The organism is Xanthobacter versatilis, assembly GCF_043193975.1.
Classification (GTDB): Bacteria; Pseudomonadota; Alphaproteobacteria; order Rhizobiales; family Xanthobacteraceae; genus Xanthobacter; species Xanthobacter autotrophicus_E.
In genome coordinates, this window is the sequence record NZ_JBAFVB010000004.1 from 148,408 (window position 1) to 173,313 (window position 24,906).

Sequence of the window (24,906 nt, forward strand, 5' to 3'; positions counted from 1 at the left end):
GCGGGGCTGGTCGGCTTCGGTCATCACGAGGGGATCCGTCATGAGCAACAAGATGTGGGGCGGGCGCTTTACCTCCGCCCCCGACGCCATCATGGAGGAGATCAACGCCTCCATCGGCTTCGACCAGCGTCTTTATGCGCAGGACATCGCCGGATCCAAGGCCCACGCAAAGATGCTCGCGGCCCAGGGCATCGTGGCGGCGCAAGATGCCGACAGGATCGCGAAGGGTCTAGACACGATCCTGTCAGAGATCGAGGCCGGCAATTTCACCTTCAAGCGCGAGCTGGAGGACATCCACATGAACGTGGAGAGCCGCCTCGCCGAGCTGATCGGGGCCTCCGCCGGCCGCCTCCACACCGCCCGCTCGCGCAACGACCAGGTGGCCACCGACTTCCGCCTCTATGTGCGCGACACATTGGACGCCCTCGACGCCCAGCTCGCCGACCTGCAGCGGGCTCTGGCCGAGAAGGCGCTGGCCCACGCCGCCACCGTCATGCCCGGCTTCACCCATTTGCAGACCGCCCAGCCGGTGACCTTCGGCCACCACCTGATGGCCTATGTGGAGATGGTGGCGCGCGACCGCGGCCGCCTCGCCGATGCGCGCAAGCGCCTGAACGAGTGCCCGCTCGGCTCGGCGGCGCTGGCCGGCACCTCCTTCCCCATCGACAGGGACGCGACCGCGAAAGCGCTCGGCTTCGACCGGCCCACCGCCAATTCGCTGGACGCCGTCTCCGACCGCGACTTCGTCATGGAGACGCTTTCCGCCGCCTCCATCTGCGCGGTGCATCTCTCGCGCTTCGCCGAGGAGGTGGTGATCTGGACCTCGCCGTCCTTCGCCCTGGTGAAGCTCTCGGACAAGTTCACCACCGGCTCGTCCATCATGCCGCAGAAGCGCAACCCGGACGCGGCCGAGCTGGTGCGGGCCAAGGCCGGGCGCATCATCGGCGCGCTCACCGGCATCCTGGTGGTGATGAAGGGCCTGCCGCTGGCCTATGCCAAGGACATGCAGGAGGACAAGGAAGGCGCCTTCGACGCCTTCTCGGCTCTGTCCCTGGTGGTGGCGGCCTCGGCCGGCATGGTGCGCGACATCGTCCCGGACGAGAAGCGCATGGAGAAGGCGGCGGGCCAGGGCTATTCCACCGCCACCGACCTTGCCGACTGGCTGGTGCGCGCCCTCAACATCCCGTTCCGGGAGGCCCACCACATCACCGGGCGCATCGTCGGGCTCGCCTCCGACCGCGGCATTGCGCTGCATAAGCTGTCCCTCGACGACATGCAGGGGGTGGATGCGCGGATCACCCAGGACGTGTTCTCGGTGCTGTCCGTGGTGCGCTCCGTGCGCAGCCGGGTGAGCTATGGCGGCACCGCGCCGACCCGGGTGCGGGCCCAGGCCAAGCGCTGGCTCAAGAAGCTCGGGGTCCCGGCGTGACGCACCCTGCTCCATCACCCATCCTGCAGCGCGGGAGGCGGGGGCTCGCCTTTGGCGCGGCGCGGGCTATAGTGGCGGCCACCTTTTCCGGAACGGCCCCAACCGCCATGCGCCCTCTTCTCGTCCCCCTCGCCCTCTGCGGCACCCTCGCCCTCGCGGCGTGTGGCGTGAAGGGACCGCTTGAGCCGCCGCCCGGCGCCCATGCCACGCCCGAGGCCACCAAGCCGGCGGTCCAGCAGGCGGCGGTGACCTCGGCCAAGCCGGGCACGAAGCCGGGCGCGGCAGCCGATGCCCCCTATATCGCCCCCGCTTCGGATGGCGAGATCCTCGAAAGCGCCACCCCCCACGCGGAGTGGCAGAAAAAGAAAGCGGCCCCCGGCGCCACCACCGGCGAATCGCCGCTGCTGAAGGGTGTTACCAAGCCCGACCAGCCCTTCATCCTCGACAGCCTGCTCTGAAAGCAGGACCCAAGAGGTAAAGCTTCGCGCCCGGCGGACGGGCCCCGACCGTCCCGGCCCGAACGACAGCGCGCACGGACCGCCCCCTCTCCATGCACCATTTCGACTACCGCAACGGCCGCCTCTTCGCCGAGGACGTGGACATCACCCCCCTCGCCGCCGAGGTGCGCACCCCCTTCTATTGCTATTCCAGCGCCACCCTGGAACGTCACTACCAGGTGTTCATGGAGGCGTTCAGCGGCCGCGACGTGCTGCTGTGCTACGCTCTGAAGGCCAATTCCAACCAGTCGGTCATCGCAACGCTGGCCCGGCTCGGCGCGGGGGCGGACATCGTCTCCGCCGGCGAGCTGGCGCGCGCCCGTGCCGCCGGCGTGCCGGCGGAGCGCATCGTCTTCTCCGGCGTGGGCAAGACCCGCGAGGAGATGGCGGCGGCGCTGGACGGCGGCATCCTGTGCTTCAACGTGGAGAGCGAGCCCGAGCTTGCGGCCCTCTCCGAGGTGGCGACCGCCATGGGGGTGAGCGCCCCGGTCTCCATCCGCGTCAACCCGGACGTGGACGCCAAGACCCACAAGAAGATCTCCACCGGCAAGTCCGCCACCAAGTTCGGCATTCCCATCTCGCGGGCCCGCGAGGTCTACGACTATGCCGCCCGCCTGCCCGGCCTCGCCATCACCGGCGTGGACATGCATATCGGCAGCCAGATCACCGACATGGCGCCCTTCGACAATGCGGTGACATTGCTGGCGGAACTGGCGCGCGACCTGCTCGCGGCGGGCCACAGGCTGCACCACATGGATCTCGGCGGCGGGCTCGGCGTGCCCTACGCCGCCTCCGACCCGGTGCCGCCGCCACCCAGCGCCTATGCTGAGGTGGTCAGCCGCGCCCTCGGCGACCTGAAGCTGCCGCTGGTGTTCGAGATGGGCCGCATGCTGGTGGCCAATGCCGGCATCCTCGTCACCAGGGTGATCTATGTGAAGGAGGGCGAGGGCAAGACCTTCGTGGTGGTGGACGCCGCCATGAACGACCTCATCCGCCCCACCCTCTACGAGGCGCACCACGACATCATTCCCGTGGTCGAGCCGGCGGCCGATGCACCGCTGGTGGTGGCGGACGTGGTGGGACCGGTGTGCGAGACCGGCGATTTCCTCGCCCTCGACCGTCCGCTGCCGCGCCTGAAGGCCGGCGACCTGCTGGCGGTGATGACGGCCGGCGCCTATGGCGCGGTGCAGGCGGGCACATACAATACCCGTCCGCTGGTGCCGGAAGTGCTGGTGCGCGGCGCGGCGGCGGCCGTGGTGCGGCCGCGCCTGGAGGTGGCCGACCTCATCGCCCTCGACCGCCCCGCGCCCTGGCTGGCCTGAGTCTGGAGGGCGTTATCCGCCTGTCCTCGTCCGCCTGCCCTCGATGACGCTGCACGCAGGCCGGACCGGGCCGGCGCTCAGCTCGCCAGCCGGCGGTCGGCGATAAAGGCGAGCAACGCCTCTTCGGTCATGGGATGGCCGAGGAAGAAGCCCTGGACCTCGTCGCAGGAATCGGCCCTGAGAATGGCGAGCTGGCTCTCCGTCTCCACCCCTTCCGCCACCACCTGCATGCCGAGCGCGCGCCCAAGGCCCAGGATCGCCTGCACGATGGCAAGCGCGCCCTTGGAATTGTCCAGGTCGCCGACAAAGCGCCGATCGATCTTCAGGGCGTCGAACGGGAAGGTCCGCAGATAGCCCAGCGATGAATAGCCGGTGCCGAAATCGTCCATGGACAGGCGCACGCCCAGGTTTTTCAGGCCCTCCAGCACCTCAAGCGCCTTCTCGGCATTCTCGATCAGTACGCTCTCGGTGATTTCGAGCTCAAGCCGCTCCGGCGCCACGCGGGTGCTTTTGAGCACCGCATCCACCGTGTTGACGAGCGCATCATTGCGGAACTGCACCACCGAGACGTTGACGGAGACGTTCAGCTCCGGCAGGCGGGAGATGGTGTCGCACGCCTTGCGCAGCACCCATTCGCCGATGGGAATGACGAGGCCGCTCTTCTCGGCGATGGGGACGAACGCGTCGGGGGTCAGCAACCCCAGCTGGGGATGGTCCCAGCGGATCAGGGCCTCCACCCCGAGCAGCTTCAGCGTCCGCGCATCGCAGCGCGGCTGGAACAGCAGCACGAACTCGTCGGATACGATGGCCCGCCTGAGGTCGCCTTCCAGCGTCCGCCGTCCGCTCATCTCCTCGTTCACATCGTCGGCGAAGTAGGAACAGGTGCCGGGACCGTCGGCCTTGGCCTGCTCCAGCGCCAACTCGGCGCAGCGCACGAGACCCTCGGCATCCTCCGCATCGAGCGGGGCGAGGGCGATGCCCATGTTGACCAGCGGGTAGGCCACCGCGCCGGACGACATGCCGATGGGCGCGTTCAGGGCCGACTGAAGCCGTCGGGTCAGGCCGTCCACCGCCTTCGCATCCCCGACACCGGTGGCGACGATGATGAAGGTGTCGGCATCCACCCGCGCCACCAGGTCATGGTCGCGCACGCACCGGCGGATCCGCCGCGCGGTCTCGGCGAGGATGAGGTCACCCGCGTCCAGGCCGAACATCTCGTTGAAATGGCGGAAATTATCGAGGTCGATGCAGAAAACGGCCAACATCCGCCGGGTTTCCTGCGGCGAGCTGAGCGCGCCGGCGAGGAACTCGGTCATCAAGAGGCGATTGGGCAGGCTGGTCACCGGGTCGTGCAGGGCAAGATATTCCGATTTCCAGGGTCCACGCGCTCCATCGTCGGCGTCGCTCACAAATCACCCAATGCCGATCGTTGCGATGGCCCGCCGGCGACCGGGACGCCCCAGAAGGTCGGCCCCTTCGACGATTGGCACATCCCCTCGTCCCCCGGCCCTGCCCCGATCATCGTCCCTATCGGGTAGCTACCGTCTGCGCCCGACATGGTGACCCCCGCCCGGCCGGGTTGCAAGAGCGATATCGCCGCCAAGCTCTCTCCCGTCAAGGTAGCGCTTTGCGTCAGGACCGAAAACTCCGGACGCAGCGCCGGCTCGAAGCCGGCGGCGATGATTGAATACGTTAATACCGCATCCGCCTACGGTGCCTCTGGCAGGCGCGCGCTAGAGCCCGGCACCGGCACCCGCGCCAGCCGGCGCGGGGGTGGCGCTGAGGTCGAGGACCACCCGCATCACCGTGGGATCCTCGCTGCCGGCCGTGACCTTGAACCCCAGGTCCTCGGCCAGGTGCAGCATGGGCCCATTCTCGCGCAGCACGTCGCCGAACACCGTCTTCAGGCCGCGTTTGCGCGCATGGGCGAGGATCTCGGTCATCAGCTGGTAGCCGAGGCCTTTGCCCTTCATGTCCGAGCGCACCATGATGGCGTATTCGGCCGCCTCGTTGTCGGGATCGGAGATGATGCGCACCACGCCGCAGGTATCGCCGTTCGGCTCGATGGCCACGAACGCCATCTCCCGGTCGTAGTCGATCTGGGACAGGCGGGCCGCCATGAGGTGGGGAAAATCCTTCACCGAGCCCAGGAAGCGCATGCGCACGTCCTGCGGGTCGGAGCGGTGAACGAGATCCACGAGGGCCGGCTCGTCCTCGGGTCGGATCGGCCGGAGCGCCACCTTGGACCCGTCGGTCAGCGCCAGTTCGAACACCTCGCTGGAGGGATAGGGCTTGATGGCGAAGCGGTCGGTGCCCTCCACCCGCGTCTCATGCACCACGATGCGGGCGTCGAGGGCGATGACGCCGTTCTCGTCGGCGAGCAGGGGGTTGATGTCCAGTTCGGCGATCTGCGGCAGGTCGGCGAGCAGCTCCGCGAGCTTCACCAGGGTCCCGGCCACCGCGCCCATGTCGGCGGGCGGATGGTCGCGGTAGCCAGCGAGCAGCTTGGCGACGCGGGTGCGCTCGATCATCTCGCGGGCGAGGACGCCGTTGAGCGGCGGCAGGGCTACGGCGCGGTCGCCGATCACCTCCACCGCGGTACCGCCCTGGCCGAATAGCACCACCGGGCCGAAGGTCTTGTCATAGGCGATGCCGGCGATCAGCTCCTGGGCGTTCGGCCGGCGCACCATAGCCTGCACCGTGAAGCCGGCGATGTGCGCTCCGGGCCGCTTCTCGGCCACCGAGGCGATAATGGCGCGGCAGGCGTCCTCCACCGCGGCGGAGCTGCGCAGGTCGAGCCGAACGCCGCCCACGTCGGACTTGTGGGTGAGGTCGTGGGACAGCACCTTCACCACCACCGGCCAGCCGATCTCGGCGGCGCAGCGGCCGGCATCCTCCGGCGTCGCGGCCACCCGCGTCTCCACCACCGGAATGTCGTAGGCGCAGAGCACCGTCTTCGCCTCCACTTCAGAGAGGGCGCTGCGGCCTTCGCCCAGCACCTTCTCCACCAGTTCGCGCGCCTTGGCCCGGTCGGGGTCCTCGAAGGTGCGCGCCGGGGGCGTCTCCATGAGCTGGGTCTGGTTGCGCTGGTAGGAGACCAGGTGGCCGAAGGCGCGCACCGCCTCGTCCGGGGTCTCGTAGGTGGGGATCCGCCGGGCGGCGAAGCGGCGCCGGGCGCCGGCCGCCGCCGTTTCGCCGAGCCAGCAGGTAAGGACCGGCGCGCGCATGCGCGTCTCCAGTACCGTGATCACCGCGTCGGCGGCCTGACCACTGTCGGCCACCGAAGATGGACAATTAAGCACCAGAACCGCATCCGCCCCCTTGTCGGCGAGCAGCACCTTCAGGGCGGCGCCGTAGCGGGCGCCGTCGGCGTCGTCCACGATGTCCACCGGGTTGGCGCGCGCCCACGACACCGGAATGATCTTGTCGAGCGCCTCCACCGTCTCCGGCTTCAGGACGCCGAGGCGGCCGGGAATGCCCTCCACCGCATCCACCGCCACCACGCCCGCGCCGCCGCCATTGGTAAGGATGGTGAGGCGGTCGCCGGTGAGCTTGATACCCGCCGCGAGGGTGGACACCGCCTCGAACAGCTCGCGCAGCTCGTGCACGCGCAGCATGCCGGCGCGGCGGAAGGCCGCGTCATAGACGAGGTCGCTGCCGGCCAACACCCCGGTGTGGGACTGCGCCGCCCGGGCGCCGGCGGCGCCACGCCCGGCCTTGATGACGATGACCGGCTTGGACCGCGCCGCGATGCGCCCCGCCGACATGAACTTGCGGGCATCCTTCACGTGCTCGACATAGAGCAGGATGGCGCGGGTGGTGTTGTCGAGGGCGAGATAGTCGAGCATGTCGCCGAAATCCACGTCCGCGCTCTCGCCCAGCGAGACGACGTGGGAGAAGCCGAAGCCGCGGGTGTGGGCCCAGTCCAGCACCGCCGAGGTCATCGCCCCGGACTGGCTGACGAAGGCCACGTCGCCCTTGGCCGGCATCAGGTGGGCGATGCTCGCGTTGATGTGGGGTCGGGTGGAGATGAAGCCGAGCCCGTTCGGCCCCAGCACACGCAGGAGGTAAGGCCGCGCCGCATCCAGCATCGCCTGCCGCTGTTGCGCGGTCTCGATCTGCTCGCCCGGGCCGTAGCCGGCGCGCAGCACCACCGCGGCGCGGCACCCCTTCTCGCCCAGCTGGGTGATGATCGCGGGCACGGTATCCGGCGGGGCGGCCACCACGGCGAGGTCCACCGCAATGGGCAGGTCCGCCACCGAGGCATAGTTGAGGGAGGAGCGGATGGCGCGCTCCTTCGGATTGACCGTAAGGATCGGCCCCTCGAACCCGGCCTCGAACAGGTTGCGCGCGATCACCGCTCCGATGCTGCCGGGTCGGTTGCTGGCGCCCACGAGGGCGATGGCGCGGGGGTGGAACAGGGCGTCAAGATTGCGCGTGGTCATGAACGGCCTCGCTGCTGGTGCCCGGCGGCCTTCAGGATCAGGCCGATCGTGTCCGTAACCGGGACAGGTTACGCACGGGAACACCAAAAGAGTACGTCCCAATCATATCGCACTGCAACATGATCGGCAAAACGGTCTCTTTTTTGAGGTTTGAAGCCGGATTCACCGATGGGGTTTGGTCAACCGAACCGGACCCGGCTCCGGGGAGAGGCAGGCAGAGCGGAGCGAACCGTGTTCAGCACCGGCCCGAACGCGCGAAACTGTCGCGCACGGCCTCGCTGAGCTGGTTGCCAAGGAGGGGTTTCTCGATGATGGCCACGCCCTGGGCGGTGGCGCGGCTGCGCACATGCAGTGCGGGATTGCTGGTGATGAGGAAGGCCGGAAGATGCACGTCGCGCCGATCCAGCTCGCGCAGCAGGTCGAGGCCGTTCAGGCCGGGCAGATTGTAGTCCACGATCATGCAGCCGCCGTGGGACAGCTCGGCCGCGAGCACATCCGCCGAACCGGCATAGGTCCGCACGTTGAAGCCATCGACTTCAAGCGCGAACTTCAGCGAGTTGCAAACCGCCGGATCGTCATCCACCACATGGACGACGAAGCCAGGCGCCTCGTTGGACACGATCATTTCCCCGGTCCTTCCCACGACCACCTCGCGGGTCCACGCGGCCGAGCAGGGCGCAGCAGCACACATGGGCAATTGGCTTTTAGCCTACTTTGGGAGGAGGCGTCCGGCGTTGCGCTAGATCAAGCGGCGGCACGATAGTGCTACACCCCATGATGCTACCCCTATGCCGCCTTGGGCGAGATGCCCGCCAGCAGCGCCATGCGCACCAGCTCGGACAGGCTCTGCGCCTTCATCTTGGTCATCACGTTGGCGCGATAGACTTCCACCGTGCGAGGGCTGATGCCCAGCTCGTAGGCGATGGTCTTGTTGGCCTGGCCCACCACAAGGCATTCCAGCACCTGGCGCTCGCGCTGGGACAAGGCGGCGATGCGCTCCGAGACCTGCTCGCGCAGCGCATCATGCTGGTAGGCCTTCTCGCGCCGCGCCAGCGCGGACTTCACCGTATCGAGGATGGCCACATCGTCGAACGGCTTCTCCAGGAAGTCGGCGGCACCGAGCTTCATGGCCTCCACCGCCAGCGGCACGTCGCCATGGCCGGTGACGACGATCACCGGCACGGTGGAGCCCTTCTCCTGCAAATGCTGCAGCAAGTCGATGCCGGTCATGTCCGGCATGCGCACGTCGGTGATGATGCAGCTCATGGACGGGTCGGCGGCCGGCATGCCGGCGTCCAGGAAATGCCGGGCCGAGGCGTGGGTGTGCACCGTGTGGCCGGCGGTGGCGAGAAGGAAAGCCAGCGACTCGCGCACGGCCTCGTCGTCATCGATGACATGGATCACCGCAGACATCCGTGCATCAGTCATGAAGCGCCGCCTCCTCGCCAACGGCGCGCAGGGTGAAGCGGAACACCGCGCCGCCCTCCGGGTTGGGCTCGGCCCAGATGCGGCCGCCATGGCCCTCGATGATGGTGCGGGAAATGGATAGCCCCACCCCCATCCCGTGCTTCTTGGTGGTGACAAAGGGTGTGAACAGCTGCGGTGCAACCTCGGTCGAGATGCCGAGGCCCGTATCCGAGACGCTGATCATCACCATATCGTCCTCCGCCGCCTCGGTCTTCACCAGAAGCTGGCGCCGCGGCGCCTCCATCATTGCCTCCAGGGCGTTGCGCATCAAGTTCAGCAATACCTGCTGGACCTGCACTTTGTCGGCAAGCACGAGGTCGCACCTGGGATCATAGTGAAAGCGCACCTGGATACCGTGTTCCTTGGCGCCGACCAGGGCGAGGGCACTCGCCTCCTCGACCAGCTTGGACAGGCTCTCCACCCGCCGCTCGCTCTCCCCGCGCGAGACGAAGTCGCGCAGGCGGCGGATGATCTGGCCGGCGCGCAAGGCCTGCTCCCCGGCCTTTTCCAGCGCCCCCTGCAGCATCTCCACCTTGACGGTGCCGGCATCCAAAAGGCGCCGCGAGCCCTTGATATAGTTGGCGATGGCGGAAAGCGGCTGGTTCAGCTCGTGGGCGAGCGTGGACGCCATCTCGCCCATGGCGGTGAGGCGGGAGATGTGGACCAGCTCGGCCTGCAGTTCCTGCAGGCGCGCCTCGGTCTCCTGCCGCTCGGTCAGGTCGCGGATGAAACCGGTGAAGAAGCGCTCGCTGGCGGAGCGCATCTCGCCCACCGCCAGCTCCATGGGAAAGGTGGAGCCATCCTTGCGCTCGCCCACCACCACCCGGCCGACGCCGATGATGCGACGCTCCCCGGTGGTGTGGTAGCGCGCGAGATAGCCGTCGTGGGCCTCCCGATGGGGCGTGGGCATGAGGATCGAGACGTTCTGCCCCACCGCCTCCGCCGCCGTGTAGCCGAACAGGCGCTCGGCCGCGCTGGAGAAGGAGCGCATGATGCCGCGCTCGTCGATCACCACCATGGCGTCGGGCACGGTGTCGAGGATGGAGGAGAGGTGCGCCTCGCGGGCCAACAGGTCGCGGTTGCGGGCGGCGGCATCGAGCCTCGTGCGGCGCAGCCGCTCGCCGAGCACGGCGATGCCCAGCCCCACAGCGATGAACAGGGCCAGTGTCGCCGGATCGAAGGCGCCACCGGAGTTTCGCGCTCCGGTGACGAGAGCGAGCGCACCCCCGCCCGCGATGGCCACCGCCAGCGCGCTGCCGCCGGCGACCAGCCCCCGCCCGCTCACCAGCATCACGCCGGCGAGCTGGAGCATCAGCCCCTCGGCCCGGAACGGCGGGAAGCCGACCACCACGTCGAGCCCGAGGACGAGAAGCGCCACCGCGCCGCCGACCAGGGCATCAGGCCATGCGGCGCGCCCTGCCGGGCGCCTTGCGGCCGTATCGCTCACCACGCTGTCCATCGCGCCTGTCACGCCGTCCCTTGCCAAAACATCTTTGCGACCCTGCCCCTTCAGCCGGTTCCGGCCTCCGTAAAACTACTTAAGGGCACCGACTTAAGTGTTCGATCCGAATTTTGCGATGCGTCAATGCCGGTTATCCCTTTCTGCAACGTGATGGAAGGGTAAACCGATGCCGAGCCCCGCTGCAGCGATCGCCCAGAAGGCTTACGCTCATCCCATGACCGCTCCGCGCTGGGGCGACGAGGCCGAGAGCCGCTCCCCCATCGATGTGGTGGCCCGCCTCGGTATCGTGGCTTCATATGCCCGCAACGCTGAGATCTTCGGCGAAGATCAGCCCGCCGACCATCTCTACATCGTTCTGTCGGGCGCCGTGCGCATCTGCAAGCTGCTCGGCGACGGCCGCCGCCAGATCGAGACCTTCTGCCTCGCCGGCGACGTGTTCGGCTGGGAGATGGAGCCCCGCCACCGCTTCTCTGCCGAGGCCGTGAGCGAATGCAAGGTGGTGCGCGTCAAGCGGAGCATCCTGTTCTCCCGCGCCGCCGATGACGCCGAGCTGGCCCATGCCCTGTGGGCGCTGACCGCCTCCGAGCTTGGCCGGGCGCAGTCCCATCTTCTGGTGCTCGGCCGCAAGACCGCGCAGGAGCGGGTCGCCACCTTCCTGCTCGACATGGCGGCGCGCGCCGGCTCCGGCCAGGGCACGAGCGGAATCGAGGTGACGCTGCCCATGTCGCGTCAGGACATCGCCGACTTCCTCGGCCTCACCATCGAGACGGTGTCGCGGACCCTGACCCATCTCGAGGAGATTTCGGCCATCGCCCTTCCCTCTTCCCGCCGCGTCGTGTTGCGCGACGGAGCAGCGCTGCGGCGCCTGAATTCCTGACCGGTTTCCCCCGGCGTGCCGCATCATCTGCGGCATACCTCCTTCGGCACGCGCTTCCGGGCGCGTGCCTTTTCTTTTTTGGGGTGAAGTAAGGCGAGCCGCCACGCGGCTCGCTCATGGCGACGCCGTCAGACCGCCGCGGCGTGGCGCTTCTGCTCCGGGGCCGCGGCCCGGCTTGCCACCAGACGCGCGTCGAACACGGCGCAGACCACGCGGGTGAAGGGGCGGCTCGCCTCCGGCACCTCCACCACCGCGCCGTGGCGCCATGCGAGGCCATCGGCGATCAGCGGCTCCAGGGCGTGAATCTCGTCGGCGAAGAAGCCGCGCGGGAAGCCGTGCTGCATGCAGGCCTCATCCAGATCCACCGCGAGGTCGCACATCAGCCGCTCGATGACGTGGCGGCGCAGCCGGTCCTCGTCGGTCAGCGCGATGCCGCGCGCGATGGGAAGGGCGCCGGCCTCCACCGCCTTGTGCCACTGGGGCGTGGCGGGCAGGTTCTGCACATAGCCCTGCGGCAGCGCGCCGATGGCGGACGCGCCGAAGCCGATCAGCACCGGGGCGTCATCGGTGGTGTAGCCCTGAAAATTGCGCTTCAGCGTCCCTGCCGCCGCCCGTTCCGCCATGGCGTCCGAGGCGCGGGCGAAATGGTCGAGCCCCACCGGCACGTAGCCATGGGCGGCGAGCACGTCCGCCACCAGTTCCGCCTGCGCCAGGCGCGCGCCGGCGCCGGGCAACGCGTCTTCCGGGATCAGGGCCTGATGCTTCTTCATCCACGGCACATGGGCATAGCCGAACACGGCGATCCGATCCGGGTCGAGGCCGAGAGCCGCCTCCACCGTGCGGCGGACGGAAGCTTCGTCCTGATGGGGCAGACCGTACATGAGGTCGAGGTTGAGGGCGGCGATGCCGGCGGCGCGCAGGGCATCCGCCACCGCCTGCGTCTCCTCGCACGACTGGTGGCGGCCGATGGCCTGCTGCACGGCGGGATCGAAATCCTGCACGCCGAGGCTGGCGCGGTTGAAGCCCTCTCGGGCCAGCGTCGCCACCTTGTCCGCATCCATCACGCGGGGGTCGATCTCGATAGCGATCTCGGCGTCCGGGGCGAACACGAAGGTCTCGCGCAGCGCGCCCAGAATGGCGGCAAAGTCCTCATCCGCGAGCATGGTGGGCGTGCCGCCGCCGAAATGCAGGTGCGACAGCCTCAATTGACCCGGCAGGTGACGGGCCGCAAGGCCGATCTCCTCCACCAGGCGCTCCGCATAAGCCTTCACCGGCGCGCGGCTGCGGGCCACCGCCGTCTGGCAGCCGCAATAGAGGCACAGCTCGGCGCAGAACGGCACATGCACATAGGCCGACACGCGTGCATCCCCCGGCACGGCAGCGAGCCACGAGGCATAGGTCGCGGCATCGACGGCGGGGGAGAAATGGGGGGCGGTGGGGTAGCTCGTATAGCGCGGCACCGGCTGCCCGTAGCGGGCAAGGAGGGATGCGGCATCAAGCTTGGGGGCGGGGCAGGAGGAAGCTTGGGTCATGGCCGCGACCTTGCGGCGCCGGCCCTTGCGGCGCCTTGATGTGGCGCAAGGGGGCGGGCGCTGCGGCCACCCCCTTGAATGCCCCTTTGTCGCACCCGCTCAGACCAATGACGCGTGAGCTTCGCTCATGGGTCATTGGTCAAGCCCGCGCGGCGCCCGGCTCCGGCCATTGCCGGATCCGGCTTTGACATCCACAACTCGGGAACACCCGAGTTGTGGCGCGTACCCACTTGGCATCGGTCAACGACCGAGGCCGATGGTATTAATAGGACAGGAAGGCCCCGGCAAAGATGCCCTCGGCGCGATCGTCCCCCGCCAGCTTGAAGCGATATTGCAGCGTCAGGTCGAGGTAGGAGCGGGGCGCCGTGTATTCGTCCTCGTTGAACCAGTAGCGCAGGGTCGCACCCGGACCCGCGCCGAGGGCAAACGGCGTGGCATAGCCGGTGTCATAGCCGCCGCCGATGGCGAGATAGGGCCACAGCACCAGGTGGTCGGAGAGGGCGTCGAGCCGCCAGGCATGGCCGTAGCGCGCCTCGAAGGTGGCCACCGTCTGCGGCGTCATTAGGAAATAATTGTAGTCGGCATAGATCTGCCACGCCCGCCAATTGTCCACGTCAACCCGCAGATCGGTGCCCTCGCTCTTGGAATAGGCGGCGCGCAGCAGCACGTCGTCGCGGGCATACTGGCCCACCGGGAACAGGTACGACACCTCCAGCACCAGGTTCTCGCTCTTGAACGGCTTCCACCGCGCGCCGGCGCCGCCCTGGATCGTGTCGAAGCCGGTGGGTCCGCCGGCATCGCTGTAGAGCGTGCCGAAGCCGCGCACGAACAGCTCGAAGATGGATCCGTCGCGATAGCCGATGCCCGGCGGGCGCCAGTAGATCTCGCCGCCCGCGCCGATGGTGTGGTTGGCGCCCGGCGAGGGCGGGGCCAGGTAGGAGCCGGGGGCGACGCCCACCGCGCCGTAGCTCACCGAGGCATAGGCGCCCCAGGTCCGCGACAGCTCCGCCACCTCGCGCCGGAGGCCGAAGAGATATTGCGGATCAAGCTGGAGCTTGCCCTCGCGGGCCTCGTCGATGGCGGACTTGAAGTAATCCACCGCTTCCGCGTTGTGATAGGTGTGCCGCGCCGCATAGCCGGCATTGATCAGGTTGGTGCCGCGCAATTGCCAGCGGCTGTTGGCCTCGGAGAAGTATTCGTAGGCGAGATCATCTTCGCCCGCCTGGCTCGCCAGCACCGCGAGGTCCACCGCCTTCATACCGCGCAGGGCACCGGAATTGTAGGCGGAGAGGAACAGCTGGCGCGCCTCCTCCTTGCGCCCGAGCTGGGACAAGACGCCGATGCGCGCCGTGAGCATGGCCATGCGCTCCTGCCCGCTGCGCGCGCCGGCGGCGGCCAGGGTGAAGGCTTCAAGCGCCCCTTCCTTGTCGTCGAGGGCGAGCGCGGCGAAGCCGACCCGCGCCTGCACCTCGTAGCTCGCCTCGCCCCGGTAGGGCGCGAGGGCGTCAAGGGCGATGGCCGGCTGCTTGGCCGAAAGGCCGGCGTCGGCAAGGCTCAGACGCACCTGCCGCACCTGTCCGGCCGGCAGGCGGCCGGAGGCGAGGGCGGCGCGGAAATCCTGGATGGCGCCGGTGAAATCCCGCGCCCGCATGCGCAGATTGCCCCGCTGCACCAGCAGCGTCACATCGCGCGGGTTGCCGGCAAGCAGGCGGTTCGCCACCGCCTCGGCCTCCTGGTAGCGGCCCGCCGAGGTGAGGGCGTTGAGCAGGAGCACCTGGTAGGACGTATTGCCCGGCTCGGCGTCCACGGCGCGACGCGCCTCGGCAATGGCAGTTGAATAGTCGCGCCTGCCGAAGGCGGCATAGGCGGCACTGGCGGCGGCATAGCCCGGCGCGGCCGGGTTCAGGCCGGCCCCCGCCACCTGCATGGACTGGCCGGCGAACACCGAGCAGATGATGCCGTAGGACGTGGGCTGGCACAGCACCACCGGCTGCACTAGGGCCGGACGCGGGCCGCCCGGTGCCTTCACCAGTGCCTCCGCCTGCTTGTGTAGCGGCACGATTTCCTTGTTCTTGCCTGCGTCGAGGGGCTCCAGAAGCTTCAGCGCTTCGGCCGCCTGCCCGGCGGCCAGCGCCGCATTGGCGGCGATGAGGCGGAAATTGAGGTCTTCGAGATCGGTCAGCACCGGACTGGCGAGCGCCGTGTCGAATTCCTTGACCGCCTCGTCGCGCTGGCCGAGCTTCTGCACCAGATAGCCGCGCAGCACGTGGGGCAGCGGCTCGCGGGGATTGTCGGCGACCGCGCCGGCAGCGGCGGCCTCGGCTTCCTTGAGCTGACCTGCCGCCATCAGAGCGTTGATGAGCACGATGCGGAACACCAGCGCGTCCGGCGCCCGCTCCACCGCCTGCCGCGCGAGGGTGACGGCGGCCTGCGCCTTGCCGCGCGCCAGCTCCTTGATGGCCTGTTCCGCCAGCGGTTCGGCGAGGCGCTTCTCGTTGGCGGCGCGCAGGGCGAGCAGGGTCGGATCGGTGTCGCCCTGGGCGATGGCGTCGCGGATGGCGACGTCCAGATCCTTGAACTTCCTGGCGCGCTCCAGCGTGTCCACCAGCAGGCGGCGCCAGGTGGGATTGCCGGGATTGTCCTTCAGCGCCTCGCGGATGCGGGTCTCGGCCAACGCATCGTTGCCGTCGCGATAGGCGTTGAAGGCTTCGAGCGCAGCATCGTAGCCGGGCGTGTCGGAGACCCCGCCGCCGGGGGGCGTGGTGGCGGGCACGAGGCTGCACGAAGGACCGTAGGGCGTGTCGACACACTTCTGGTAGGGCACGGGCAGGCTCTGGAACGCCTTGTCCGGCACCAGATTCGGGTTCTTCTCCTGGGCCCGGGCCACACGCAGGCGCCCGGCGATGGCGGCATCCTGCGGCTGCACCTGCTCCAGCAGCTTGATCGCGCGCTGGGGGTGGCCGGCGGCGATGGCGGCATCGGCCATCACCAGGCGCACGTCGCGCGCGGTGGCCCCGCTCAGCACCTCGTCCTTGAGCGCGGTGTCGAAATCCTGCTCGGCCTCGGCGATGCGGCCGAGCCGCTCTCGCAGATAGCCGCGCAGGGTGCGGGGCAGGAAGGATTGGGGATCCACCTCCACCGCCTCGCCGGCGGCCTTCTCCGCCGCCTCGATCTGGCCGTCGGCGATGAGCGCGTAGACCAGCAGCATGCGGTAGCTGAGATCGTCCGGAACCAGCGCGATGGCCTTCTTCGCTGCCTCCACCGCCGCCTTCGGATTGGAGGCCTCCAGCGCCTTGTTGGCGGCGAGCGAGGGCGCCTGTGCCAAAATCTTGCTCTGCGCCCGTACCCGCGCCACCAGCGTCTGGTCGGTGATGCCGGCGGCGATGGCCTGGTTGCCGGCGGCCACCGCCTCGGCGGTCTTGCCCTGGGCCTCTAGCGCATCCATCAGCAGCAGCCACAGGCGCGGCACGTCGGGCCGCAGCTTCAGGGCCTCGCGGGCATAGGTGACCGTCTCCGAATATTTCTTGTCGCGCTGGGCGGCATAGGCCCGGTCGGCCGCGGCCCAGGCCGCGCCGGTCAGCTCGGGCGGCTCGGCGCGGGCCGGCATCGCCCCGGCGAGCAAGCCCACCGCCACCGAGGTGGACAGCATCAGGCCGAAGGCCGTGCGCTTGAGGCCCCTCGGGCGACGGGGCGACGGGGACGGAAGAGCCGTGCGGAGAGGATTCGCGGTGGTCATGGCGCCACCCTCTCAGGGATTATTTAAGCCATGGTTAACCTTAAGAAATACGGTGAATGGAATACTTCGATAAATACTTTGTTTACCATATCATCCGGCGCGAACCCGCAGGCGCGCACAAGAAACGCGCCATCTCCTTCACCGTGGAGGCGCGCCGGACCTCTCTTCTTAACTTGCTGTTTACTTCCCGATGGCCGCACGCATCCGCTCGCGCCAGGTCTCACCGCTCATGAGGGAGGGCGCATCCCACTGGTCGGCGGCGTGTGGGCCGCTGTGGAACGGCCCCTCGTTGAACTGCCACACCAGCACCTGCGGCGGCGCCTTGGCGAAGTCCGGCGTGCCCACGGCCTGGAGGAAGGTGACCCATGGCCCCACGTTGCCGGGGTTCCAGGTGAGAGAGACCGGCCGGTCGAGCCCATTGGAAAGCTTCTGCGGGAAGCCGAGATAGGGCTGCACGAAGCTGTTGCCCACCACATGGACGGGCGCCGGGCCGCCATCGAGAAGGGACGCCTTGGCGGCGGGCGGGGTGCGCACGGTGTAGAGGTCGGGGCCCACCTGCTTCTGCTGGTCGGGCGGCAGGAAGCGCTCGGCAAGGTCGCCCAGATGGCGCTGGGTGACCCACTCCCCCAGCTTGTCGCCGCCCGGCGAGCCCGCGAGCTTGGGCACTTTGGTCTTGATGAAGGCGGCCACGGCGTCCGCCGCCGCCTCGGACGACCAGGCGGTCCAGTGGTAGTCGGCCCGGTAGAAGCTGGTCTGCCGTCCGGTCTCCACCGATTTCAATGCGGGCCGCAAGTCCAGCGTGTCGATGCCGGCCTTCTTCAGCTCATCGAGGATGAAGTCGTATTGCCCCGCCACGTCCGCCGACAGGCTGGTGCCCTCGGGCAGGCGCGCCGCAGAGAAGCGCGCCTTCAGCGGCACCACGAGCGTGACGAGGGTGACGCCCCTCGCGGCAAGTGCCGCCTTGGCGTCCTTGATCAACGCCACATTGGCGGTGATGCCGGCCCGGTCCAGGACGGTGAGGCTCTCCCAGCCGGGAAACAGCCAGCCGTCCTTGCCGATGATGAGGGTGGTGCCGCCGGACGGGCCCTGCGCAGCCGCCGGAGCCGCCATCCCCGCGACGGCGAGCGCCGAGGCGAGGGCGACGCCGGCCAAAAGCCGGCGGCGGGTGAGGGCGTGACGCGTCATGTCGGATCTCCCAGAAATCGGCGTTCGGTCTCCGTCAGCGGGCGGGTGAGCGCACGCATGGGAAACTCCCACACGATGAGCCGTGTCTGCGCGAGACTTTCGGGCTCGTTCATCAGAAACTCCAGAAGCTGGCCGGCAAATCCGCTGCCGTCAGCGCTCTTCTGCGCCACCTCATAGCCCGAGGCCGCCTGCAGATAATCCAGAAAGCCGGAATTGCGCGAGAAGGAGGAGCCCGCCAGCACCACCGCGGGGGCGGGCACGTCGTCGAGCAGGCCGCCGCTGCGGGCGATGGCGACGGACACGTCCGGCACCTGATCGGGCTCGGGACCCGACCACGGCCAGGAGCGCTCCAGCCCGGCAAGGCGCATGAGGTCGCCCACGCGCGCATGCGGCGCGCTTTCCTTCAGCGTCACCTTCTGGGTCCCGGCGCCGATCTTGCGCGCCACATGCTCGGCCACACGCGTGGCGGCAAGGCGCGCGCCCAGAGGGTTCCAATGGGTGTCGGTGCGCAGGAAACCGTCCGCGCCGGGAAAGCCCGGCGCGATCTCCACCTGGTCGAGGCCGAGGCCACGGCTGCCCTCCCACCACGCGGCGGAACGCTTGGCCGCCAGATCCGCCACCGGCAGGCCGCAAAGCCTGTCTGCCGCCAGCAAGGCCTTGTCGGGCACCGGCAGCACCACAAGGTCAATGTTCTGCGCGGCGAGATGATCGCGGATCTTCGCGGCGAGCCGGATGCGCTCGGCCACAGGGGCCTCCCGCTCGCGCGGCTCGACGATCTCGTCGGCATAGAACAGCCAGCCCGGGCACCCGGCGCGCACCAGCGGCCCGGCATCGCCGAGAAGGCGATAGGCAAGGCCCGAAGCCATGTCGTCGAGCGCCGTCAGCTTGGGCAAGGCGGCCACCACCTGCTTGTCCAGCACGGCGGTGAAGCGGCCTTCGAGGAAGTCGGCCGGGCCGGCAACGGCCGCAAGCGCCTCCCGGCTTTCGGAGCCCGAGAGCCGCGCCGCGACGAAGCCGAGACCGGCGAGCATCAGCGCCAGGAAGGCCAGGGTGGCGAGGGTGCGGGCGAGGCGCGTCATGGCGCGTCAGAACTGGAAATAGAGGAAGGGCACGACAATCCGCCCTTGCAGCACGAACACCGCGAACAGGAACAGGGGCAGCGCCGTCCACGCTCGCAGCGCGTGGCCGGGATTGGGCGCGGAAGGGTCAATGCGCATCAGCTTCGGCAGATAGATGAGGCCGATGCCGAGGGCGAGGGTGACCAGCTCCAGCGGCCGGAGCGCCGCCCCCATGGCGGGCGAAAGCGAAAGCCCGTGGGCGCCGGCGAGGCCGGAGAAGATGCGCCCCGCCTCATCCCAACTCGCGGCGCGGAACAGCGCCCAGCCGACCATGACGAAGGCGAGGGTGAGCACATGGCCAAGAAGCGCGCGTCCTGGCAGCGCACCGGTGCCGGGCAGGCGCGCGGCCCTCCACACCCGCCCCACCATCAGGCCGAAGCCGTGCCACAGGCCCCAGATGAGGAAGGTCCAGCTCGCTCCGTGCCACAGGCCGCCGAGACCCATGGTGACCAGCAAATTCATGGAGACGCGGCCGGTGGATCCCCGGTTGCCGCCGAGCGGAATGTAGAGATAGTCGCGCAGCCAGCTGGACAGGGAAATGTGCCAGCGCCGCCAGAACTCGGAAAGCGAAATGGCGAGATAGGGATTGTCGAAATTCTCCGGGAATTTCAGCCCCACCATCAGCCCGAGGCCGATGGCCATGGCGCTGTAGCCGGAAAAATCGAAATAGAGCTGCAGCGTATAGCCTGCCACCGCCAAGAGCACGTCCGCCGTGGTCGGCTCGGCGAGGGCGTAGCCCGCGTCCACCATGGGGGCGAGCGTGTCGGCGATGAGCACCTTCTGGGCGAAGCCGAGCATGAAGCGCTCCACCGCGAACATGAACTCGGCGCGGTGAAAGGTGCGCGCCTTCAGCCGCTGCGCCACCCATTCGTAGCGCACCACGGGGCCGGCCACGAGGTGGCCGAACATGGACTGGTAGGTGGCGTAGTTCACGAACGAGGGCTCGGCCGCGACCGTGCCGCGGAACACGTCGGTGGAATAGGAGATGGCGCCGAACACGAAGAAGCTGAGGCCGATGGGCAAAAGTACGTCCTGCCAGCCCCAGACCGAGGCCCCGAGCGCCCCGGCCGAATGCACGAACATGTTGGCGTATTTGAACCAGACGAGGGAGGCCAGCGGCCACGCGATCCCCACCATCAGCGCCCGCCGCCGTCCTGCGCCGTCCGTCCGCGCGATCCACAGGCCCGTGGCCCAGGACCACACGGCGATGGAGACGATGAGCGGCAGGAAGTCCGCCCGCCACCACGCATAGAACAGCCAGGAGAAGGCGAGGATGGCAAGGTTTCGCGCCGCCCCCGGCGTCAGCGCGTAGACGATGAGGAACACCGGCAGGAACAGGAACAGGAAGCTGTCGGAGGCGAAGACCATGGACCCCGCCCGGCTAGTTGGCGGCGCCGCGATAGGGCTCCGTCTCGTCGCGCTGGCCGGTGAGCACCGGGCCGGAGGCGCCCGGCAGCAGGAACAGGCTGTAATGGTCCCCCGCCTTCAAGGGCGGCAGGGTGAGGGGGCCAGAGGCCGCCGCCCCGCAGGTCGCCGCAAGGATCGCCTCGATGGGATTGATGGCGCGCTGGCGGGTGGCGTTGGGCGCCACCGCCTCGAACACGGTGGGGCCGCCATCGGCCACGGTCACCGCGCCGTCGCAGCCGGGCACGAGATTGTAGAAGCGCAGCTGGGCCTTCAGGTCGTTGCGGCCCTCGGTGGAATCGGCGACGACCACAGCCGGGCCGCCCGCAGGCACCACCACGGTGGAGAAGGCGTCCGCCGCCGGCACGATCTCCCCGGCCACCGGCCGGCCATCGATGCTGAGGGCGAGCGGCGCCCCACCCTTCACCACGCGATAGATCGTGGCCGTGTCGTCCTGTGGCACCGGTGCCGCAGGACCCGATCCGAAGGCGATGGGCGCGCCGCTGCGGGACAGGTCGATCACCCGCACATAGGCCGAGCCGGCCGGGGGCTTGGGCGCATAGAGCCGGGTCAGCTCCTGCGCCTGTGCGCCGATGCCTCCCAGGGCGAGCGCAAGCGCGCCGAGGCCAACGGCGATCCGGCTTGCGGCGGCTCGCGTGACACGATGGAAAACAGGCATGCGCGGACCCCTGACCAGCCTGAAGACGGCTCAAGCCTTCGGCGTGGCCCCAAGATCAGATCCGGGGGTCGCGCCTCGCTCGAACGCTAGACAGTTAGGCCCTGCGCCGGCCGCAGACAACCGAGCCGCCCAACCATCGCCGCCTATGGTTACGCATGGTGACCGAGGTCGGCGCGCCCGGCTCAACCTTCGTACTTCTCCAGGAACGCCTCGATGGGGAGCGCGCGGAAGTCCGGCAGGGCCGTCCGAAGCTGCTCATGGCTCCAATCCCACCACCCCAGCGCCTGGAGGCGCGCGGCGATGTCCGCCGGGAAGCGCTCCTTCACCACCCGCGCCGGCACCCCGGCAACGATGGCGTAGGCCGGCACATCCCTGGCCACCACCGCCCCTGCCGCCACCACCGCGCCGGTGCCCACGCTGCGTCCGGCGAGCACCACGGCCCCATGGCCAATCCACACGTCATGGCCGAGGGTCAGGCGCTGGTCGCGGCGCCACTGGAAGAACTCCGCCTCGTCCTCCTCGCCGGGAAAATAGGCGGAGGCGCGATAGGTGAAATGGGCCTGCGAGGCCCGCCAGGTGGGGTGGTTGCCCGGGTTGAGGCGCGTCATGGCGGCGATGGAGCAGAACTTGCCGATGCGCGCATAGGCGATGTCGGCGTCGTTCACCACGTAGGAATAGTCACCCATCTCCACTTCGAGCAGCTTGGTGCGGGCGCCCACCTCGGTATAGCGGCCGAGGGTGGAGGCCTTCACCTGCGCGGTGGGATCGATGAGGGGGGTCTCCCCCAGCGCCTTCACAGGAGGCCCCCGCAAGGCTCACCCCCGAATGGCAGGCGCGTGAGGATGCGGAAGCGCGCGGCGGGCGTGTCCTGCACATAAAGGGCGATATCGCCAATGTTCACCGGCACCTCCGCGCCGCTGGCCCGGTAGGCGTCGGCAAGGGCGTTCATGGCGTGGCTGCGCTCGCCCTCGGCCAGCGGGCCGGTGAGCGTCATGTGGAAGCGGAACTCGTCCAGCACATAGGGATAGCCGTAGGTTTCAAGATAGCCCATCTGCCGCGCCGACAGGCGATCCGGCTTGCGCCGCGCCATGTCCGCCGGCGAAAGCTGTGCCCGCATGCCCTCCAGCTCCAGCACGCAGGAGGCGGCGAGGTGATCGAGCTTGGGCGCCGCCACCGCAGGCACCAGCGCCACGAACGGGCCGATGGCGCGGACCTCCAGAGGCGGCATCTCGAACGGATGGTGGCCGGCGGCGCAGGCGGCGGCCGCATCCACGAGGTCCTGTTCCGTCTTCCCCTCCGCAAGGCGGAACGGCGCCTTCAGCGTGCCGTGGAAGCCGTAGCGCCGGGGCTCGGCGGTGGCCACATGCCAGGCCTCGGCATCGAATCCGGGCAGATCGGGGCAGGTCGGCTCGCCGCCGGTCTGCGCATCGTAGCCGAGCACGCACGAGCCGAAGCGCCACAGGGCGCTCTCGGCGGACGGCGCGAGATAAAGGGCATAGCGCGGGGCGGTCACGGTGGCAGCGCCTCCTTGCGCGTCACGGGCGGAAGATCAACGCGGCAGAAACGGGTTGTGGGCCTTTTCGTCGCCGATGCTGGTGACAGGGCCATGACCGGGCAGGCAGACCACATTGTCCCCCAGCGGCAGCAGCTTGCCGACGATGCCCGCGATCAGCAGGTCCGGATCGCCATAGGGAAAGTCGGTACGCCCCACCGAGCCGCGGAACAGGGTGTCGCCCACGATGGCGATGCCGACGCCCTTGTGCACGAAGACGAGATGGCCCGGCGTGTGCCCGGGCACGTGCAGGATATCGAGGGTGAGATCGCCCACGCTCACCGTTTCACCCTCGCTGAGATAGCGGTCGGGCGTCACCGCGCGGGCATTGGGGATGCCATATTTGGCGGCCGTGGCGGGGATGTCGTCCATGATGAACTGGTCAGCCTCCCCCGGCCCCTCCACCTTCACGCCGAGGGTTTCGGCCAGCTCGGCGGCGCCGGCGGCGTGGTCCACATGGCCGTGGGTCAGAAGGATCTTGTCCACGCTGATCCCGGTCTCGGCGATGGCCGAGCGGATCTTGTCGAGATCGCCGCCGGGATCGATCACCACGCCCTTCATGGTCCTGGTGCACCACAACAGCGAGCAGTTCTGCTCGAACGGCGTAACGGGGACGACGGCGATCTGGATCGGCTGCATGAAGGGCTCCGCGAGAGCGCATTTGGAGCCGGCGGCGGGCGTGGCCCGTCTCCGGTAAGGTTGCAAAGGGTCCGGCAGGATGGGCGCGGACGCAAGATGGCCGATGGTCCGCGATGGGCGAAAGGCCTCCGGCGTCAGTCGCTGTCGCCGTGGGACCGGCGGATTCGCCGCACCACCGACCACACGCCGAGCACCGCCAACGGCACTGCGATCGCCGTCGCGAGACCCACGTCCAGATGGATGCCGAGGGTCCGCACGTCGATCCCGCTCTCGTGGATGCCCTCGGCCAGGTGGTGGAACAGACTGACCACATAATAGGAGATGGCCGCCACCGAGAGGCCTTCCACCGTGCGCTGCAGGCGCAGTTGCAGGCGGGTGCGCTCGTTCATGGAGGTGAGCAGGTCGCGGTTCTGCTGCTCCAGCTCCACGTCCACGCGGGTACGCAGCAGATCGGCGGCGTTGGAGAGCTTGCGGGCGATCTTCTCCTGCCGCTCCTCCACCGCGAAGCAGGTGCGCATGGCCGGCTGCATGCGGCGATCGAGGAATTGCTGCCAGGTGGGAAAGCCCGTCACCGGCACCTCACGGATGGTGGCAAGGCGCAGCCGCACGATCTCCATATAGGCCCGACTGGCGCCGAAGCGGAACAGGGCGCCGGCCGCCCCCGCCTCCAGCTCGGCCGCAAGGCCGACCAGCTGGTTCAGGAGGTTGTTGTTGTCCACCAGGCCTTTAGCTGAGGTCATGGCGGTCGCCGCGGTGGCGAGGCGCGCCTCGATGCGCGCCACCTCCGGCGACAGGCGCTGCGCCTCCGGCAGGCCGAGGAGCGCCAGCGTGCGGTAGGTCTCGATCTCCAGCAGGCGCTGCACCAGCGCACCAGCTGATTCCGCCCCGAGGCCTCGGTTGCGCACCAGGATGCGCACAAAGCCGGAGGGGTCAGGCATGAAGTCGGTGGCAATCTCGGCCAGGCCATCGTTCACGTCGGAGCGGGCAAGGCTGGAGCGGTCGAACACCTGGTCGAGAAAGAAATCCTCGGCGGTGTCGGGGACGAGATGGAGATCCACCGCCACCAGCAGCGGGCCGGGCTGCGGCACCTCTCCGAACGGGCTCGCCAGAGTTGCCGCCGGCGGCTGGAATGGCAGGCCGCCGGGCTGGATGCCGCTCGAGGGCAGGTCCCAGGTGTAGGTGCAGAATTCGGCGTGGCTCTCCCAGCGCAACTCGGCGCCGCCGAACGAGACGTGATGATACTTGGCGCTCGATGCCGGCGTGGGAAGCCCGCGCGCGTGACAAAGGGCCGCCACGGCGGCACGGTCGGCCTGGGCCGTGGTCGCATCCAGCAGGAAGGCGGCGTGAAGCATGCGCCTCGGCGCCTGCACCGGCGCGAACGGGCGCGCATGCAGCTCGCGCAAGACCTGCGCGCGCAAGGGATGGGCGTGCAGCGCCCGCCCTTCGCCGATGACGAGATCGGCCTCGCCGCCCGAGCGCCCATTGGCCATTGCGTCCGCTCCCCTATGTGTTTTCTCCGTGCTGGCACGGCAGCGGCGCGCGATCAAGGCGCATGGCCCGTC

The 24,906-nt window shown here is 69.0% G+C and carries 19 protein-coding genes; 4 read left to right on the plus strand and 15 right to left on the minus strand.

Annotation, left to right across the window (positions count from 1 at the left end):
* Window positions 1-40 precede the first annotated feature (40 nt).
* The 3 genes from argH to lysA all read left to right on the plus strand — a co-directional run bounded on the left by argH (window position 41) and on the right by lysA (window position 3,248).
* Window positions 41-1,429: an argininosuccinate lyase gene (gene argH, locus V5F66_RS10430; protein WP_394093808.1), complete on the plus strand. Its 1,389-nt coding sequence runs from the start codon at window positions 41-43 to the stop codon at window positions 1,427-1,429.
* A gap of 107 nt (window positions 1,430-1,536) precedes the next feature.
* Window positions 1,537-1,887 carry an LPS translocon maturation chaperone LptM gene (gene lptM, locus V5F66_RS10435; RefSeq protein ID WP_394053182.1) on the plus strand — a complete coding sequence of 117 codons (351 nt, stop codon included), beginning with the start codon at window positions 1,537-1,539 and terminating at the stop codon, window positions 1,885-1,887.
* Window positions 1,888-1,979: 92 nt separating this feature from the next.
* Window positions 1,980-3,248 (plus strand): diaminopimelate decarboxylase, encoded by a 1,269-nt coding sequence (gene lysA, locus V5F66_RS10440; protein ID WP_394000935.1) that lies wholly within the window; start codon window positions 1,980-1,982, stop codon window positions 3,246-3,248.
* A gap of 77 nt (window positions 3,249-3,325) precedes the next feature.
* On the opposite strand, the gene V5F66_RS10445 is transcribed toward lysA, so the two are convergent.
* The 5 genes from V5F66_RS10445 to V5F66_RS10465 form a co-directional block, all read right to left on the minus strand.
* Window positions 3,326-4,657 (minus strand): putative bifunctional diguanylate cyclase/phosphodiesterase, encoded by a 1,332-nt coding sequence (locus V5F66_RS10445; RefSeq protein WP_394000937.1) that lies wholly within the window; start codon window positions 4,655-4,657, stop codon window positions 3,326-3,328.
* Window positions 4,658-4,981: 324 nt separating this feature from the next.
* Window positions 4,982-7,693 (minus strand): bifunctional acetate--CoA ligase family protein/GNAT family N-acetyltransferase, encoded by a 2,712-nt coding sequence (locus V5F66_RS10450; RefSeq protein ID WP_012113765.1) that lies wholly within the window; start codon window positions 7,691-7,693, stop codon window positions 4,982-4,984.
* A 235-nt stretch (window positions 7,694-7,928) separates the two neighbouring features.
* Window positions 7,929-8,318 (minus strand): response regulator transcription factor, encoded by a 390-nt coding sequence (locus V5F66_RS10455; protein ID WP_012113766.1) that lies wholly within the window; start codon window positions 8,316-8,318, stop codon window positions 7,929-7,931.
* A gap of 161 nt (window positions 8,319-8,479) precedes the next feature.
* Window positions 8,480-9,121, minus strand: a complete 642-nt coding sequence (gene fixJ, locus V5F66_RS10460) for a response regulator FixJ (protein ID WP_012113767.1) — start codon at window positions 9,119-9,121, stop codon at window positions 8,480-8,482.
* A complete protein-coding gene (locus V5F66_RS10465; protein WP_012113768.1) occupies window positions 9,114-10,619 on the minus strand; it encodes a sensor histidine kinase in 1,506 nt (501 codons plus the stop codon). Before V5F66_RS10465 ends, fixJ begins: the two co-directional genes overlap by 8 nt.
* Window positions 10,620-10,836: 217 nt before the next feature.
* Here V5F66_RS10465 and V5F66_RS10470 point away from each other — a divergent pair, with 217 nt between their 5' ends.
* Complete coding sequence (locus V5F66_RS10470) at window positions 10,837-11,499, plus strand: helix-turn-helix domain-containing protein (protein ID WP_041575325.1); 663 nt, start codon at window positions 10,837-10,839, stop codon at window positions 11,497-11,499.
* Between the two features lie 128 nt (window positions 11,500-11,627).
* Here the strand turns inward: V5F66_RS10470 and hemN are convergent, their stop codons facing one another.
* The 10 genes from hemN to V5F66_RS10520 all read right to left on the minus strand — a co-directional run bounded on the left by hemN (window position 11,628) and on the right by V5F66_RS10520 (window position 24,834).
* A complete protein-coding gene (gene hemN / locus V5F66_RS10475; RefSeq protein WP_394093809.1) occupies window positions 11,628-13,031 on the minus strand; it encodes an oxygen-independent coproporphyrinogen III oxidase in 1,404 nt (467 codons plus the stop codon).
* A 262-nt stretch (window positions 13,032-13,293) separates the two neighbouring features.
* The gene (locus tag V5F66_RS10480; protein WP_394093810.1) at window positions 13,294-16,767 is read right to left on the minus strand and encodes a bacteriophage N4 adsorption protein A; all 3,474 of its coding nucleotides are present in this window, start codon (window positions 16,765-16,767) and stop codon (window positions 13,294-13,296) included.
* Window positions 16,768-16,947: 180 nt separating this feature from the next.
* The gene (locus tag V5F66_RS10485; protein WP_394000944.1) at window positions 16,948-17,952 is read right to left on the minus strand and encodes an alginate O-acetyltransferase AlgX-related protein; all 1,005 of its coding nucleotides are present in this window, start codon (window positions 17,950-17,952) and stop codon (window positions 16,948-16,950) included.
* Window positions 17,949-19,031 (minus strand): alginate O-acetyltransferase AlgX-related protein, encoded by a 1,083-nt coding sequence (locus tag V5F66_RS10490; protein ID WP_394093811.1) that lies wholly within the window; start codon window positions 19,029-19,031, stop codon window positions 17,949-17,951. The genes V5F66_RS10485 and V5F66_RS10490 overlap by 4 nt, the downstream gene beginning before the upstream one ends.
* A 6-nt stretch (window positions 19,032-19,037) precedes the next feature.
* Window positions 19,038-20,438, minus strand: a complete 1,401-nt coding sequence (locus V5F66_RS10495) for an MBOAT family O-acyltransferase (protein WP_394093812.1) — start codon at window positions 20,436-20,438, stop codon at window positions 19,038-19,040.
* A gap of 13 nt (window positions 20,439-20,451) precedes the next feature.
* Window positions 20,452-21,153: an alginate O-acetyltransferase AlgF gene (locus V5F66_RS10500; RefSeq protein ID WP_394053194.1), complete on the minus strand. Its 702-nt coding sequence runs from the start codon at window positions 21,151-21,153 to the stop codon at window positions 20,452-20,454.
* Between the two features lie 182 nt (window positions 21,154-21,335).
* The gene (locus V5F66_RS10505; RefSeq protein ID WP_394093813.1) at window positions 21,336-21,965 is read right to left on the minus strand and encodes an LbetaH domain-containing protein; all 630 of its coding nucleotides are present in this window, start codon (window positions 21,963-21,965) and stop codon (window positions 21,336-21,338) included.
* Window positions 21,947-22,666: a DUF1045 domain-containing protein gene (locus V5F66_RS10510; RefSeq protein ID WP_394093814.1), complete on the minus strand. Its 720-nt coding sequence runs from the start codon at window positions 22,664-22,666 to the stop codon at window positions 21,947-21,949. Before V5F66_RS10510 ends, V5F66_RS10505 begins: the two co-directional genes overlap by 19 nt.
* 36 nt (window positions 22,667-22,702) lie before the next feature.
* A complete protein-coding gene (locus V5F66_RS10515) occupies window positions 22,703-23,344 on the minus strand; it encodes an MBL fold metallo-hydrolase (protein ID WP_041575329.1) in 642 nt (213 codons plus the stop codon).
* A gap of 134 nt (window positions 23,345-23,478) precedes the next feature.
* Window positions 23,479-24,834, minus strand: coding sequence for a DUF3422 family protein (locus V5F66_RS10520; RefSeq protein WP_394000956.1), 1,356 nt, complete (start codon window positions 24,832-24,834; stop codon window positions 23,479-23,481).
* Window positions 24,835-24,906: the final 72 nt, after the last annotated feature.